Consider the following 14,295-nt stretch of genomic DNA (forward strand, 5'->3'; position numbering starts at 1 on the left):
CTTTTATGTGCATAACAAACATAGAGAGGGATAAGAAGGTTTGAAGTGACTTCGCGATAAATAACCAAAATTGCAAAAATTAAAGCTAAAAATGACTAAATTGGTAGCGATAAAAAAATATGATGTGCCTAAGTTAATACAAAGGACATCAATATGCCAATTACAGTTCAGGTTCAGAAAAATGCACAATTACTAACAAGTTACATTGATCAGATAACTAAAGCAGATGTAAGCAACAGTCACACTCGAATGGGCGTGCTCGGTAATAAGGTTGTGCAAACTGGAGTGTCAAAAGCGGACTCACAAACAGCTCAAGCACTTTTAGCCCATGTTCGAGATATTGCCTTAACCCAAGATGAAACACGATCTTTATATGCCGCTCAGGCTGATGGTAAGTTTTCCCTTGGATCTGGGAATACAGAAAAAGATGGCTTTGTGCTAAAAGAAATAAAGGGAGAATTAACAGTAAAAGCTGCTGGAATTATTCTAGGCGCAGTGAAGCGAGAGCAAGCAGAACAGGCAGATCAAGCGCCAGCCGTACCTCCAAGAGGTGCACAGCTAGAGCGTGGACCACAAGCTCTTGCTAGTCATCCCCACTTATCGTCGCCAGATGTAAGCAACCATAGCTTGCAAGGTTCTCAGGTAGCTCAAATGTTCTATTCTGAGATTGATGAATTAGGTCTCAAACCGACAGAAATGAAGAGTGACAACATCGCCTTTTGGCCTAGCAGCAGAAAACCAGGCTCATTTGGGGTGAAACTTCCTGGTTCAACTCTGCTTTTAGCAGCCAAGAGTAAAGAACAAGCATTAGAAAAAATTGGGAATGGTATTCAAAATCATCTAGGTAATGATGTGCTTATTTTATCTAGTAAACCCAATAAAGCAGTAAATTCACTGGCTATATGGCCTAGTTCATCAGGGCAAGGATTTAGTGTTAAGTTACCAGGGGTTGGGCTCGCTAGAACAACAAACTTAGAGGCGGCAAAAGCTAAAATTGATGATTACAGAGCCACAACTCACTCACCGCAAGCTCAACAAACTCATGCGGCAAGAAATGTACTGACAACGGCCCCATCTTCACTGGAAGCTGATAGGCAAGAGTTAGATTCAAGATTAACCAACCTTAGGGGTAACTTAAACCCTAAGGCACATCCAGATCTCTATCAGCAGCAACAGCCTGGTACCTCGAAATTGAATCGGTTTGGCGATATACAATCAGCTCAACACACAAATGTTGCGTCAGACTTGAATGCTAACCGAATCAATATTGGTGGAAAAAATATTGCTATCGCGACTCAATATCCATTAGCACATCAGATTGAAAGTCACTTGAAGATGCTAGTACAAAACCGCACTCCGTCGTTAACCGTGTTAACTGAACAAAGTAAAATGAACGATCCAACGAAAGGAATGCAGGATTATTTTTCTAAATCTGCTCAATATGGCAGTGTGCAAACTAAATCTTCATTAGTTGAAACTGTCGATTTTGATGGTATCCATGCCGATGTTTATAAGCTAGTAATTAGAGAACCAGGCCAAAAATCAATTGAAGTCCCAGTTGTTCATATCACTAATTGGGAAGATATGACTGCTGTCGATGCTGAAGTAACTCTGAAAATCACAGCCAAAATCAAAGAGCTAACAGATGAAAAATTAAGCGGGTATCAGTCTATTGGAAGTCGTGCGGTAGGTGATCCTGATAAATTACTACCTGTTGTACATTGCCGTGCTGGTGTTGGCCGTACAGGTCAAATTTTAGGTGCGATGGCAATGCAAGAGCCTGCGAATAAAGCTAGCCTAGAGTCTATCGTGACAGATATGCGTACTAGCCGTAATGGTATTATGGTACAGACAGATAAGCAGCTTGATGTATTGGCTGAAATAGCAAATTCACAGAGTAGAGCTTTAGTTAGCTAATATGAGGTTGATATTCTCTTAAGTGTAAGAGCCAGCAATCTATTACTGGCTCTTGTTGTTTCTGATTGTTGAGTCATGTTTCTTAATAACCTAAAAAATAGCCTCCGTTATTGATAGTGAATAGCGCACTTATTTGGTCTACTTGTCTCATTGTAAAACAGGATGGATATCAAGCATGAGTCAACAATATACACTGGTAATTAGTGAGTTATATAAAGCATTAGGATTAGATGTACCAACCGAGATTGAAGAGGTAATGAGTTTGCAGATTGGAGAGATTATTTGCCATTTAACAGAGCAGCCTACCGATAACTTATTAATGTTTTCTAATCTTGGACCAGTGGACAATTTCGATATACAGCAGCTACTAAAATACAATATGTTTAGCCAAGCTCTACTCAAGCCTGCTCTAGGTATTGATGAGTCGAGCGATAGTATCATTCTTTGGAATCGGCAGTTTTTACCCAATGCCGATAGTAATACCTTATATCAGCAGCTAGAATTACTAAGCCAAGCGAGCGATAACTTAACGACCGATAAAAAGAGGAAAGTCGGCACTAAAACAAGAGTTGAGTTTAATCTTGCTAGTTTTCGAGTTTAATTCTACGGTAATAAGTATTGAAGTTACAAGAGATGAGACAGTAAGCATCCTTCTTTAAACACAAAAAAAGCGCCCTTAGGCGCTTTTTTTCATCAAACAATAACCTTATCTGGCAATGTTCTTCTTGATGGTTTCGACAACACGCAACTGAGCGATAGCCTGGGCTAGCTCAACTGCTGCAGCTGCATAATTGAAGTCTGCACCAGCTTCGGCCATAGCGGCTTCGGCGTGGCGTTTAGCTTCAACAGCTGCTTGCTCGTCAATTTCATCGGCACGCATAACGACGTCAGCCAATACTGAAACAGAAGAAGGTTGTACTTCCAGGATACCACCCGAAAGGTAGAACACCTCTTCTTTTCCGTCTTGCTTGACGATGCGCGCCATGCCAGGTTTGATATTAGTAAGCAGAGGTGCGTGACCAGGCATAATACCCAGGTCGCCTTCTCCACCGGTAACTTGTAGGTGTGCTACAAGACCAGAGTAGATGCTGCTTTCTGCACTTACAATATCAAGCTGTACTGTCATGGCTGCCATCAGTTCTCCTTAAACTAGTGCTGAACACCTAGTTATTTTTTGTTAGCTTTCTCAACGGCTTCGTCGATAGAACCAACCATGTAGAACGCTTGCTCAGGAAGGTGATCGAACTCACCCTCTAGAATGCCCTTAAAGCCACGGATTGTGTCTTTAAGAGAAACGTACTTACCTGGAGAACCGGTGAATACTTCAGCTACGAAGAAAGGCTGTGAAAGATATTTTTCAATCTTACGAGCACGAGCTACGGTAGTCTTATCTTCATCAGATAATTCATCCATACCTAGAATCGCAATAATATCTTTCAGCTCTTTATAGCGCTGAAGTACGGTTTGTACACCGTTAGCAATATCATAATGCTCTTGACCAACAACCAGAGGATCTAATTGACGTGAAGTCGAATCCAATGGGTCAACCGCTGGGTAAATACCCATAGAAGCGATATTACGTGACAATACAACAGTCGCATCTAAGTGAGCGAAGGTTGTTGCTGGTGACGGATCCGTTAAATCATCCGCAGGTACGTAAACGGCTTGAACAGAGGTAATTGACCCTGTCTTAGTCGATGTAATACGCTCCTGAAGTACACCCATCTCTTCAGCCAAAGTTGGCTGGTAACCTACCGCTGAAGGCATACGGCCTAGCAGTGCAGATACTTCAGTACCCGCTAAGGTGTAACGATAGATGTTATCAACGAAGAAAAGTACATCTTTACCTTCGTCACGGAACTTCTCAGCCATAGTCAGACCAGTAAGTGCCACACGTAGACGGTTTCCTGGAGGCTCGTTCATCTGACCATATACCATGGCCACTTTATCGAGAACGCCAGAATCTTCCATCTCGTAGTAGAAATCGTTACCCTCACGAGTACGCTCACCTACACCAGCAAATACAGATAAACCTGAGTGTGCTTTAGCGATGTTGTTAATAAGTTCCATCATGTTGACGGTCTTACCAACACCAGCACCACCAAACAGACCAACTTTACCACCCTTAGCAAACGGACAGATAAGGTCAATAACCTTGATGCCAGTCTCTAAAAGTTCAGTTGTGCTTGATTGATCTTCATATGAAGGAGCGTCACGGTGGATCACATAGCGATCTTCTTCACCGATAGCACCCGCTTCATCAATAGGCTCGCCCAATACGTTCATGATACGGCCTAGAGTCGCAGACCCAACCGGAACAGAAATTGGTGAACCTGTGTTTGTCACCTCAAGACCACGACGCAGACCATCTGAAGAACCCATGGCGATAGTACGAACTACACCGCCACCGATTTGCTGCTGGACTTCCAGCACCAAGCCTTCACTTTTGATCTCTAGAGCGTCATATATCTGAGGTACGGCATCTTGTGGAAACTCAACGTCCACAACCGCGCCAATAACTTGGACAACAGTACCTGTGCTCATGATAAATCCTCTAAAACTTGTATTTGTTACCTTGCCTAAACGGCAGCGGCACCTGAAACAATTTCCGACAGTTCCTGCGTAATCGCAGCCTGACGGGCCTTGTTATAGACCAACTCCAAGTCAGTGATAAGATCACCGGCATTGTCTGTTGCAGCTTTCATGGCGACCATACGAGCCGCCTGCTCAGATGCAATATTCTCGACAACACCTTGGTAAACTTGAGACTCCACATAACGTACCAGTAAGGTATCCAAAAGCTCTTTTGGATCTGGCTCGTATAAGTAGTCCCAATGATGAGACTTCTCATCATCTTCTGACTTAGGCAAAGGTAGCAGCTGCTCGATCACAGGCGTCTGACTCATAGTATTCACAAACTTGTTGAATACCACGTACAGACGATCCAGCTTGCCTTCGTTGTATGCTTCTAGCATGACACGTACTGTTCCGATCAGATCTTTCAACGACGGAGCGTCGCCTAAACCCGATGCAGAAGCAGATACTTTTCCGCCAAAGCTATTGAAGAATTGTATGCTACGTGCACCAATGGGACAGAATTCAACTTCTGCTCCGGCTGCACCTTGCTTCTTCACGTCTGCGACAACCTTCTTAAAAAGATTGACGTTCAGACCACCACAAAGACCACGGTCGGTTGACACAACTATGTAACCAACACGCTTAGCCTCTCTCACTTCCAAATATGGATGCTTATATTCGAGAGAACCTTGCGCCACGTGACCGATAACCTTACGCATATTTTCTGCATATGGACGACTCGCTGCCATGCGATCTTGTGCTTTACGCATTTTGCTCGCGGCAACCATCTCCATTGCAGACGTGATCTTCTGAGTATTTTGAACACTCGCGATCTTGGTTTTAATCTCTTTAGCGTTAGCCATCTTTGCTCTCCAATCTGGACCTGAGGTGCCTTACGACACCTCTTCGATTTACCAGGTTTGGGTTTCGACGAACTTATCGAGGCCAGCCTTCAACTCACCTTCGATGTCAGCGTTATAATCGCCAGTATCGTTGATGGTCTTCATAAGGTCAGCATGCTCGCTGTTCATGTATGAGAGCAGAGATGCTTCGAAATCACCGATCTTATTCAGCTCAACGCTCTGTAGGTAACCTTTTTCAGCTGAGAAAATAGACACAGACTGATCGGCAACGCTCATAGGTGCGTATTGCTTTTGCTTCATTAGTTCGGTAACACGCTCACCATGCTCAAGCTGAGCACGAGTTGCATCATCTAAGTCAGATGCAAATTGTGAGAACGCTGCAAGCTCTCGATACTGTGCTAGTGCGCTACGAATACCGCCAGACAGTTTCTTGATGATCTTAGTCTGAGCCGCACCACCAACACGAGAAACCGAAATACCTGGGTTAACAGCAGGACGTAGTCCAGAGTTAAACAGGTCAGTTTCAAGGAAGATCTGACCATCGGTAATCGAAATTACGTTAGTCGGTACGAATGCAGATACATCACCCGCTTGAGTTTCAATAATCGGTAGAGCAGTCAAAGAACCAGTCTGGCCTTTAACTTCACCTTTAGTGAACTTCTCAACATACTCAGCGTTAACACGTGAAGCACGTTCTAACAGACGAGAGTGAAGATAGAATACATCACCTGGATATGCTTCACGTCCTGGTGGACGCTTAAGCAACAATGAGATCTGACGATAAGCAACTGCTTGCTTAGAAAGATCATCATAGACAATCAGTGAATCTTCACCGCGGTCGCGGAAGTACTCACCCATTGAACAGCCAGAGTATGGAGCCAAGTATTGCAGTGCAGCAGCTTCAGAAGCTGTAGCAACAACAACAATGGTGTTCGCCAATGCGCCGTGCTCTTCAAGCTTACGTACAACGTTAGCAATAGTAGAAGCTTTCTGCCCTACAGCTACGTATACACACTTGATACCAGTATCTTTCTGATTGATGATGGCATCGATTGCTAAAGCGGTTTTACCGATTTGGCGATCACCAATGATCAATTCACGTTGTCCACGACCGATTGGGATCATAGAATCAACGGCTTTATAACCAGTTTGAACTGGCTGAGATACTGACTTACGTTCAATAACACCTGGTGCGATTACTTCAACAGGAGAGAAACCATCGTTGTCGATAGGTCCTTTTCCGTCGATTGGCTCACCCAATGTGTTGACTACGCGGCCTAATAGACCACGGCCAACTGGGACTTCCAAAATACGACCAGTTGTTTTAACTTTGTCGCCTTCTGCCAAAGTGGCATAAGGACCCATTACTACGGCACCGACAGAATCACGTTCTAAGTTCAACGCGATTGCATAACGGTTACCAGGCAGCTCGATCATTTCACCCTGCATCACGTCGGCTAGGCCGTGGATGCGAATGATGCCGTCACTTACTGCAACGATAGTACCTTCGTTGCGAGCTTCACTAACGACTTCGAACTGCTCGATCCGCTGTTTAATCAGATCGCTGATTTCAGTGGAATTCAGTTGCATGCTCAAACTCCCAATTACGATTGCAGCGTATCAGACAGACGCGAAATTTTTCCGCGAACCGAGCCATCTATGACTAGGTCTCCTGCCGTGATAATTACACCAGCAATAAGGCTGGCATCTATGCTGCAATTAAGCTTAACTTTGCGTGCTAGACGTTTCTCTAAAGAAACACTAATATCCTGTTGCTGAACTGAAGTAAGCTCAGTGGCTGAAACTACATTAGCTTCAATCTCTTTTGCCCATTCATGTTTCATTTCAACAAATAGTTGAAATACAGCAGGTAGCGTTTCTAAACGACCGTTTTCAGCCATTACCTTTAACAGGTTTTGAACTTGCTCATTGATCTGCTCACCACAAACTCCGATAAAGAGTTCAGCCAGTTTATCACTGGATAGTGCGCCAGATAGCAGAGGCTGTATGGTGTCGTTTTCACTTACCATAGCCGCGAAGTTCAGCATTTCTGCCCAACTATCTACTGCATTCTTTTCAATAGCGAAGTCAAAAGCTGCCTTTGCGTAAGGACGAGCGATGGTGGTTATTTCAGCCATAACTCAAACTCCTTATTTAAAGTTCAGCAACTAGTTTATTAACTATGTCACTGTGGGCGGCTTCATCAATCGAACGCTCAAGAATCTTCTCTGCGCCAGCGATGGCAAGAGCAGCAACTTGCTTACGCAAGTCTTCTTTAACGCGATTACGTTCAGCTTCAATTTCTGCTTGACCCTGAGCGATGATTTTCGCACGCTCAGTATCTGCTTCGGCTTTTGCTTCATCGACGATCTGAGCTTTGCGTTTGTTCGCTTGCTCAATGATCTCGTTAGCAGTAGCTTTGGCGTCTTTTAGCTGGTCAGTAGCTTTCGCCTGTGCCAACTCAAGGTCTTTGACGGCGCGGTCAGCATCAGCTAGACCGTCGGCAATCCTTTTTTGGCGTTCTTCGATGGCATTCATCAAAGGTGGCCAAACAAACTTCATGCAAAACCACACGAAGATAATAAAGGCAACCGTCTGACCGATTAGGGTAGCGTTGATATTCACAACAGCCTCCTATTTAGTTTAAAGACAGAAGCGTTTATTACAGCATTGCACCAAGAGGGTTAGTGAAAAGCATGAATAATGCGATACCAACACCGATCATAGTTACTGCATCGAGAAGACCCGCAACAATGAACATTTTAACTTGCAGCATAGGAGCCATTTCTGGTTGACGCGCAGCGCCTTCCAAGAACTTGCCACCTAGTAGGCCAAAACCGATAGCGGTACCAAGAGCACCCATACCAATTAGTAGAGCAACAGCGATAGCTGTCATGCCTAATACAGTTTCCATCTCTATCTCCAAATATTCTAAATCTAGTTAGTTTATGATTTAGTAAAAAAAGTTTTACAGCAATCCTTAATGATCTTCATGTGCCATGCTTAAGTAAACAATAGTCAACATCATGAAGATAAACGCTTGTAAGGTAATAACCAAAATATGGAAAATCAACCAACCTAGCTGTAAAGTTACACCTAGAGCCGAAAGTGCCATATTTGCACCATACATCAACGCAATAAGGATGAATATCAACTCACCTGCATATAAGTTACCGAACAGACGCAGTGCCAATGAAATTGGCTTAGCTATCAAAGTAACAGACTCTAACAGGAAGTTGACGGGTATCATTGCCCAATGGTTAAAAGGCTGCATTGTCAGTTCTTTAACAAAACCTGAAACGCCTTTGACTTTAATGCTGTAGTAAATAATCAGCAAAAACACACCGATAGCCATGCTAAAGGTAATGTTTAAGTCGGTCGTAGGTACGACTTTCATGTAAGGGATACCAGCTGCAGCAGCCAGTGATGGGATCCAGTCAACTGGAACCATATCCATGAAGTTCATCATGAATACCCAAACAAAAATTGTCAGTGCCAACGGAGCAATAACAGGGTTGCGGCCATGGAAGGTTTCTTTCACGCTAGAATCGACAAACTCGATGATCATCTCGACAAAACATTGAAGTTTGCCAGGAACACCAGTAGTTGCCTTCTTACCAACGCTACGGAATAGCCATAAGAACAGAACACCAAGCCCAACCGAAAAGAACAACGAATCAATATGCCATGTCCAGAAGCCTTCACCAACACTTAAGTTGGTTAGGTGGTGCTGGATATAGCCCTGCGGTGTTAACGCTTCACCAGTTGCAGCCATGATTCATCCCACTTAACTTTGCTTGAAAAATAAAGGAGCCGTCCAATGCACTATTAACGCTAAGGTATAACAAACAAAAAGTGGCATAAATCCAACCTTCCAATTGATAAACACTAACGAAAACATAGCTATGGTTAACAGCAACTTTACCGCTTCCCCCCAGTAAAAAGTCTTAACAACTTTTGCCGATGAACTTGCTCCCGTATGAGAGAAAGCTAGGGTTGCGAATACAAAATTAGGAAGTACAGCAATAGCAGCACCTGCCAAGGCAGATAGGCCATACTGAACTCCCCACAGAGCGAAAAAGAAAATCGAAGCACTCCCAGCCACCGCCGCCTGCATCAAAACCAACTTATAGGCAGACCACCGGCCACGACGAGCCAAAACTTTACTCAATTTATCCTCTCCGCATTAACGCTTTTTGTTTCGATGACCGGACTACATATATCCGAACACTGTCGAACGACAAAAAAGCTTGCGAAAGTATACCTTTTCAGGCTCTCAAAGCAAGTTTAAGCTGAGGAAAATCGACTCTTTTACCGTGATCTAACGCCAAATATGTAAAAGTACAAATTTAACATATGTCACAAAATTACATAATATGGCGTTAACTTGGGATTTTTAGTGGATTTTATTGATAATACCGTCTAATTCAGCTAGATCTTGATAGTTTATTACTAATTTACCTTTACCCTTTTTATTATGAGTAATGGAAACTTTCGCACCTAGCCTTTCAATTAATTGACTCTCCAGACGGGCGACATCATGATCTTTTACTGGTTTTTCGGCTATTTCAGGTTGGTTTAAGGTTTTATTAACTAATCGTTCAGTTTCACGAACGGATAATTCTTTAGAAGAGACCAGTCTGGCGATATTAGTTTGCTCATCACCTTCGATGGCAAGCAAAGCTCTGGCGTGACCCATGTCGATATCGCCGTACTCTAACATACGTTTTACTGGCTCATTGAGGCCATTGAGACGCAGTAAATTTGAAACTGTTGCGCGAGACTTACCCACTGCATTGGCAATTTGTTGATGAGTCAGCTCAAATTCGCGCATTAAACGATCGAGTGCAATCGCTTCTTCCATTGCATTGAGGTCTTCACGTTGAATATTTTCGATTAGTGAGATGGCTACAGCCGCTTCATCAGGTACCTGCTTGACGATACAAGGCACTTTATCTAGCTTAGCGATTTGTGCCGCACGCCAGCGACGTTCACCGGCGATAATCTCATACATGGTCGCTGAAACTTTACGTACAACAATCGGCTGAATGATACCTTGAGCTTTTATAGATTCGGCAAGCTCTTCGAGTGCTTCGGTAGACATATCTTTACGCGGTTGGTACTTACCTGGCTGCATCAAATCTATGTCTAGCATTAACAAGTCATCTGTTTTTGCCGTAACTTCTGCAGCTTCTTCAACAGAATTCAACTTCTTACTTGCCGCATGGCTAGTACTGAGTAGTGCATCCAGACCTTTACCCAGCCCACGTTTTTTCAATGTCATTTCCACTGCCTTTATTTAAGCTTGTTCTAGCTCTTGATGCTGTTCCGCTCTGCGAATTATTTCGCCTGCCAGTGCTAAATATGCCTTAGCGCCTGCACTCGACTTGTCGTAATACATGGCTGGTGCACCAAAGCTAGGAGCCTCGGCCAACCTGACATTCCTTGGAATGACGGTACGATACACTTTTTCACCGAAGTGCTGCTTAAGCTGATCGGACACATCATTAGCCAAACGATTTCTGGGATCGTACATGGTACGCAGAATCCCTTCGATATGCAGACCTGGATTGACCATGGCACCAATTTTACTGATGGTATCCATTAAGGCTGTTAAGCCCTCCAATGCATAATATTCACACTGCATTGGGACTAAAACCGAATCGGCAGCCGACATGGCATTCACTGTCAGCATGTTCAGCGAAGGAGGACAATCGATAAAAATGTAATCGTAATCGTCTTTAATTGGTGCTAATGCATTTCTTAATCTGATTTCACGGGCGAAGAACTCCATTAACTTGATCTCTGCCGCAGTAACGTCACCGTTTCCTGCGATCAGATCATATTTTCCGCTCGTATCTCTATAAACTACTTCATCGAAAGATTTTTCGTCGACTAACAACTCATAAGCGGTATTCTCGACACTATACTTGTCGATACCACTTCCCATGGTCGCATTCCCTTGGGGATCGAGATCAATTAAAAGCACCTTGCGCTTAGTGGCGGCCAAAGATGCTGCTAGGTTGACACAAGTTGTTGTTTTTCCGACGCCACCTTTCTGGTTAGCTACGGCAATCACTTTACCCACAATACCATCCTGTATTTCGCGTATATGTTATCGACACAATTAAATTCAATACCAAGTTGCTTGAATCACTAAAAGAAAGCAACTGAAACACTATTTTTTAACCACTCTTAGCAGGTGTCTCTGTTCATCCAGACGAGGAACACTGAGTTCGATAACATCAGTGACTTCATAACCTTCAGGGATCTTAGCGAGCTCATCTTCTGCCAATTGCCCCTTAAGAGCATAATAACAGCCGTTATCGGTGGGCAGATGATGGCACCAATGCAGCATATCTTCGATAGAAGCAAAGGCTCGACTAAGTACCCCATCAAACTTTTCTTCTGGCTCATAAGCTTCGACACGACTCTCTACTGAGCTGATATTTTCGATACCTAGATCAAACTGAACCTGCTTCTGAAAGCGAATTCGTTTACCTAAGCTATCCAATAAAACAAAATGTTTATCTGGATTCATTATTGCCAAGGGGATCCCAGGTAAACCCGGTCCGGTGCCTACATCGATAAAGCGTTTTCCCACCAGATGTGCCGACACAGCCAGACTATCCATGATATGTCTGATCAACATCTGCTTAGGGTCTCTAACCGATGTGAGGTTATAGGCCTTATTCCATTTGTTGAGCATCTCAACAAATCCAACGAGCTGTTTCTTCTGCTGCTCGGTGGCAGTCAAATTCATTTCAGCTAGATATTCATCTAATAGGGCTGATAACACGGGATTAATCCTTAATAACAAACTTAAATCGGCATGAACAAGCTATTATGAAGCCGTCAAAAGAGTAAGGGAAGCCTTTCGCGCTTCCCTTACTAACAATTCATGAAAAAGAGTAAGAAATTACGAAGCTTTTCTACGAAGTAAGCCACGTCTCTTCAGATGCACTAATAAAATCGAGATAGCAGCAGGAGTCATACCTGAAATTCTCGATGCCTGACCTATGGTTTCAGGCTTATGCTCATTCATCTTTGCGATCACTTCATTCGACAGTCCAGGTACCTCTTGGTAATCCAGATCTAACGGCAGTCCTGTAGTCTCATGTTTAAGGGCCTTGTCTATTTCATCTTGCTGACGCTGAATATAGCCAGAATATTTAACTTGGATCTGTACTTGCTCAGCTGCACGTCGGTCTTCCAATCCAGGGCCAAAGCCTTCAAGGCTCATCAACTTAGGATAATCCATCTCGGGACGACGTAGCAGATCTTCGAAAGACGCTTCACGTGATATTGGTGTATTTAACTCAGGATTTAGTACACCCAAAAGAGGTGAATTAGGGTGAACCCATAGGCCTCTTAAGCGTTGTAGCTCCAGCTCGATAGATTCACGCTTCTCACTAAACTGACGCCAACGATTATCATCGACCAAGCCAAACTCCCGACCCTTCTCGGTTAAACGCAGATCCGCATTGTCTTCACGGAGCAATAAACGATATTCGGCTCGGCTGGTGAACATACGGTAAGGCTCTTTTGTGCCAAGCGTCGAAAGATCGTCAACTAAAACACCTAAATAAGCCTGATCACGACGTGGGGCCCAAGATTCTTTACCTTGAACCTGCAAAGATGCATTCATGCCGGCTAATAATCCTTGAGCAGCAGCTTCTTCGTAACCAGTAGTACCGTTAATCTGACCCGCAAAGAAGAGTCCGCCGATCGATTTAGTCTCTAAAGAGTTTTTCAGATCCCTAGGATCGAAATAATCATATTCGATGGCATAACCAGGACGAATGATCTGCGCATTCTCCAAGCCCCTTATCGATCTAACCAAGTCTAGCTGTACATCGAAGGGCAGACTGGTCGAAATACCATTTGGATAAATTTCATTAGTATTCAGTCCTTCCGGCTCGATAAATATTTGATGAGAAGTCTTGTCGGCAAAGCGATTAATCTTATCTTCGATAGAAGGGCAATAACGTGGACCAATACCTTCGATAACCCCAGAGTACATAGGGCTACGGTCTAGACCACCACGAATAATCTCATGAGTTCGCTCATTGGTATGAGTCACATAACACGAGATTTGACGAGGATGATCTTTCACATCACCGATAAACGACATCACAGGCAGTGGTGTATCGCCTTTCTGTTCGGTCATAAGATCAAAATTTATGGTATTCGCATCGATCCTTGGTGGTGTGCCCGTTTTTAAACGACCAATTCGGATCGGTAGTTCACGCAAACGATCGGCGAGGGCGATCGATGGTGGATCACCTGCTCGTCCGCCGCTGTAGTTCTGTAATCCAATATGGATCTTACCACTGAGGAAAGTACCTGCTGTCAAAACTACGGTGGGAGCCTCGAAGGCGAGTCCCATCTGAGTAACAACACCTGTGACACGGCCGTTTTCAACAATCAGGTCATCGACGCCTTGCTGAAACAGTCTTAAATTCGGTTGGTTTTGCAGTATCTGTTGGATCTTAGCTCGGTAGAGTGCTCTATCGGCTTGGGCACGAGTGGCTCTAACCGCTGGTCCCTTGCTCGAATTAAGTGTTCGAAATTGAATACCTGCAAAGTCGGTCGCTACAGCCATAGCTCCGCCCAATGCATCAATCTCTTTTACCAGGTGTCCTTTACCGATCCCGCCAATCGCAGGATTACAGGACATCTGTCCTAAGGTATCGATGTTATGTGTCAGCAATAGGGTTTTAGATCCCATTCTTGCTGCGGCAAGGGCTGCTTCCGTACCAGCATGACCACCACCAACAACAATTACATCGAACCGTTCATGAAAATGCATTACAAAACCTTAAATTAAAACTGACGTCGATAAAGAACAAGTGTGAATTCGAGGTGCATATTTTAGCACCTGATGACCCCAAGGTGAAAGATCATTTTAGCTCGTTTGATCCGAAGAGGATCTGCT

At 43.9% G+C, this 14,295-nt stretch carries 15 protein-coding genes; 2 read left to right on the forward strand and 13 right to left on the reverse strand.

The features are described 5' to 3' along the window. Positions 1-153: 153 nt before the first annotated feature. Positions 154-1,917: a protein-tyrosine phosphatase family protein gene (locus sps_RS27835; RefSeq protein ID WP_149027375.1), complete on the forward strand. Its 1,764-nt coding sequence runs from the start codon at positions 154-156 to the stop codon at positions 1,915-1,917. Between the two features lie 175 nt (positions 1,918-2,092). Continuing rightward, positions 2,093-2,518, forward strand: a complete 426-nt coding sequence (locus tag sps_RS27840) for a CesT family type III secretion system chaperone (protein ID WP_077755481.1) — start codon at positions 2,093-2,095, stop codon at positions 2,516-2,518. A gap of 105 nt (positions 2,519-2,623) precedes the next feature. On the opposite strand, the gene sps_RS27845 is transcribed toward sps_RS27840, so the two are convergent. From sps_RS27845 to mnmG, 13 genes are all read right to left on the reverse strand, one after another. Further along, positions 2,624-3,052, reverse strand: coding sequence for a F0F1 ATP synthase subunit epsilon (locus sps_RS27845; protein ID WP_077755482.1), 429 nt, complete (start codon positions 3,050-3,052; stop codon positions 2,624-2,626). Between the two features lie 32 nt (positions 3,053-3,084). Continuing rightward, positions 3,085-4,461, reverse strand: a complete 1,377-nt coding sequence (gene atpD / locus sps_RS27850) for a F0F1 ATP synthase subunit beta (protein ID WP_077755483.1) — start codon at positions 4,459-4,461, stop codon at positions 3,085-3,087. Between the two features lie 35 nt (positions 4,462-4,496). After that, complete coding sequence (gene atpG / locus sps_RS27855; RefSeq protein WP_077755484.1) at positions 4,497-5,357, reverse strand: F0F1 ATP synthase subunit gamma; 861 nt, start codon at positions 5,355-5,357, stop codon at positions 4,497-4,499. Positions 5,358-5,405: 48 nt separating this feature from the next. Beyond that, on the reverse strand, positions 5,406-6,947 hold the full coding sequence (atpA, locus tag sps_RS27860; protein ID WP_077755485.1) for a F0F1 ATP synthase subunit alpha: 1,542 nt from the start codon (positions 6,945-6,947) through the stop codon (positions 5,406-5,408). A 14-nt stretch (positions 6,948-6,961) separates the two neighbouring features. Continuing rightward, the gene (gene atpH / locus sps_RS27865) at positions 6,962-7,495 is read right to left on the reverse strand and encodes a F0F1 ATP synthase subunit delta (protein ID WP_077755486.1); all 534 of its coding nucleotides are present in this window, start codon (positions 7,493-7,495) and stop codon (positions 6,962-6,964) included. A gap of 16 nt (positions 7,496-7,511) precedes the next feature. Then, positions 7,512-7,982: a F0F1 ATP synthase subunit B gene (atpF, locus tag sps_RS27870; protein ID WP_077755487.1), complete on the reverse strand. Its 471-nt coding sequence runs from the start codon at positions 7,980-7,982 to the stop codon at positions 7,512-7,514. A gap of 37 nt (positions 7,983-8,019) precedes the next feature. After that, positions 8,020-8,271, reverse strand: a complete 252-nt coding sequence (gene atpE / locus sps_RS27875) for a F0F1 ATP synthase subunit C (RefSeq protein WP_011639455.1) — start codon at positions 8,269-8,271, stop codon at positions 8,020-8,022. Between the two features lie 66 nt (positions 8,272-8,337). After that, the gene (gene atpB / locus sps_RS27880; protein ID WP_077755488.1) at positions 8,338-9,132 is read right to left on the reverse strand and encodes a F0F1 ATP synthase subunit A; all 795 of its coding nucleotides are present in this window, start codon (positions 9,130-9,132) and stop codon (positions 8,338-8,340) included. Positions 9,133-9,144: 12 nt separating this feature from the next. Continuing rightward, complete coding sequence (locus tag sps_RS27885) at positions 9,145-9,528, reverse strand: ATP synthase subunit I (protein ID WP_077755489.1); 384 nt, start codon at positions 9,526-9,528, stop codon at positions 9,145-9,147. Between the two features lie 225 nt (positions 9,529-9,753). Then, positions 9,754-10,641 carry a ParB/RepB/Spo0J family partition protein gene (locus sps_RS27890; RefSeq protein ID WP_077755490.1) on the reverse strand — a complete coding sequence of 296 codons (888 nt, stop codon included), beginning with the start codon at positions 10,639-10,641 and terminating at the stop codon, positions 9,754-9,756. 15 nt (positions 10,642-10,656) lie between these two features. Continuing rightward, positions 10,657-11,445 (reverse strand): ParA family protein, encoded by a 789-nt coding sequence (locus sps_RS27895; protein ID WP_077755491.1) that lies wholly within the window; start codon positions 11,443-11,445, stop codon positions 10,657-10,659. A 90-nt stretch (positions 11,446-11,535) separates the two neighbouring features. After that, the gene (gene rsmG, locus sps_RS27900; protein ID WP_077755492.1) at positions 11,536-12,156 is read right to left on the reverse strand and encodes a 16S rRNA (guanine(527)-N(7))-methyltransferase RsmG; all 621 of its coding nucleotides are present in this window, start codon (positions 12,154-12,156) and stop codon (positions 11,536-11,538) included. A gap of 120 nt (positions 12,157-12,276) precedes the next feature. Continuing rightward, positions 12,277-14,169 (reverse strand): tRNA uridine-5-carboxymethylaminomethyl(34) synthesis enzyme MnmG, encoded by a 1,893-nt coding sequence (gene mnmG, locus sps_RS27905; RefSeq protein ID WP_077755493.1) that lies wholly within the window; start codon positions 14,167-14,169, stop codon positions 12,277-12,279. Positions 14,170-14,295: the final 126 nt, after the last annotated feature.

This window comes from Shewanella psychrophila (genome assembly GCF_002005305.1).
Taxonomy (GTDB): domain Bacteria; phylum Pseudomonadota; class Gammaproteobacteria; order Enterobacterales; family Shewanellaceae; genus Shewanella; species Shewanella psychrophila.

What these genes read in the sequence shown, in the direction of transcription:
- sps_RS27890 (WP_077755490.1), bottom strand. Translation starts at nt 10,641, where the DNA reads ATGACATTGAAAAAACGTGGGCTGGGTAAAGGTCTGGATGCACTACTC.
- sps_RS27845 (WP_077755482.1), bottom strand. Translation starts at nt 3,052, where the DNA reads ATGGCAGCCATGACAGTACAGCTTGATATTGTAAGTGCAGAAAGCAGC.
- sps_RS27840 (WP_077755481.1), top strand. Translation starts at nt 2,093, where the DNA reads ATGAGTCAACAATATACACTGGTAATTAGTGAGTTATATAAAGCATTA.
- atpG (WP_077755484.1), bottom strand. Translation starts at nt 5,357, where the DNA reads ATGGCTAACGCTAAAGAGATTAAAACCAAGATCGCGAGTGTTCAAAAT.
- atpH (WP_077755486.1), bottom strand. Translation starts at nt 7,495, where the DNA reads ATGGCTGAAATAACCACCATCGCTCGTCCTTACGCAAAGGCAGCTTTT.
- atpA (WP_077755485.1), bottom strand. Translation starts at nt 6,947, where the DNA reads ATGCAACTGAATTCCACTGAAATCAGCGATCTGATTAAACAGCGGATC.
- atpE (WP_011639455.1), bottom strand. Translation starts at nt 8,271, where the DNA reads ATGGAAACTGTATTAGGCATGACAGCTATCGCTGTTGCTCTACTAATT.
- sps_RS27835 (WP_149027375.1), top strand. Translation starts at nt 154, where the DNA reads ATGCCAATTACAGTTCAGGTTCAGAAAAATGCACAATTACTAACAAGT.
- atpB (WP_077755488.1), bottom strand. Translation starts at nt 9,132, where the DNA reads ATGGCTGCAACTGGTGAAGCGTTAACACCGCAGGGCTATATCCAGCAC.
- mnmG (WP_077755493.1), bottom strand. Translation starts at nt 14,169, where the DNA reads ATGCATTTTCATGAACGGTTCGATGTAATTGTTGTTGGTGGTGGTCAT.
- atpD (WP_077755483.1), bottom strand. Translation starts at nt 4,461, where the DNA reads ATGAGCACAGGTACTGTTGTCCAAGTTATTGGCGCGGTTGTGGACGTT.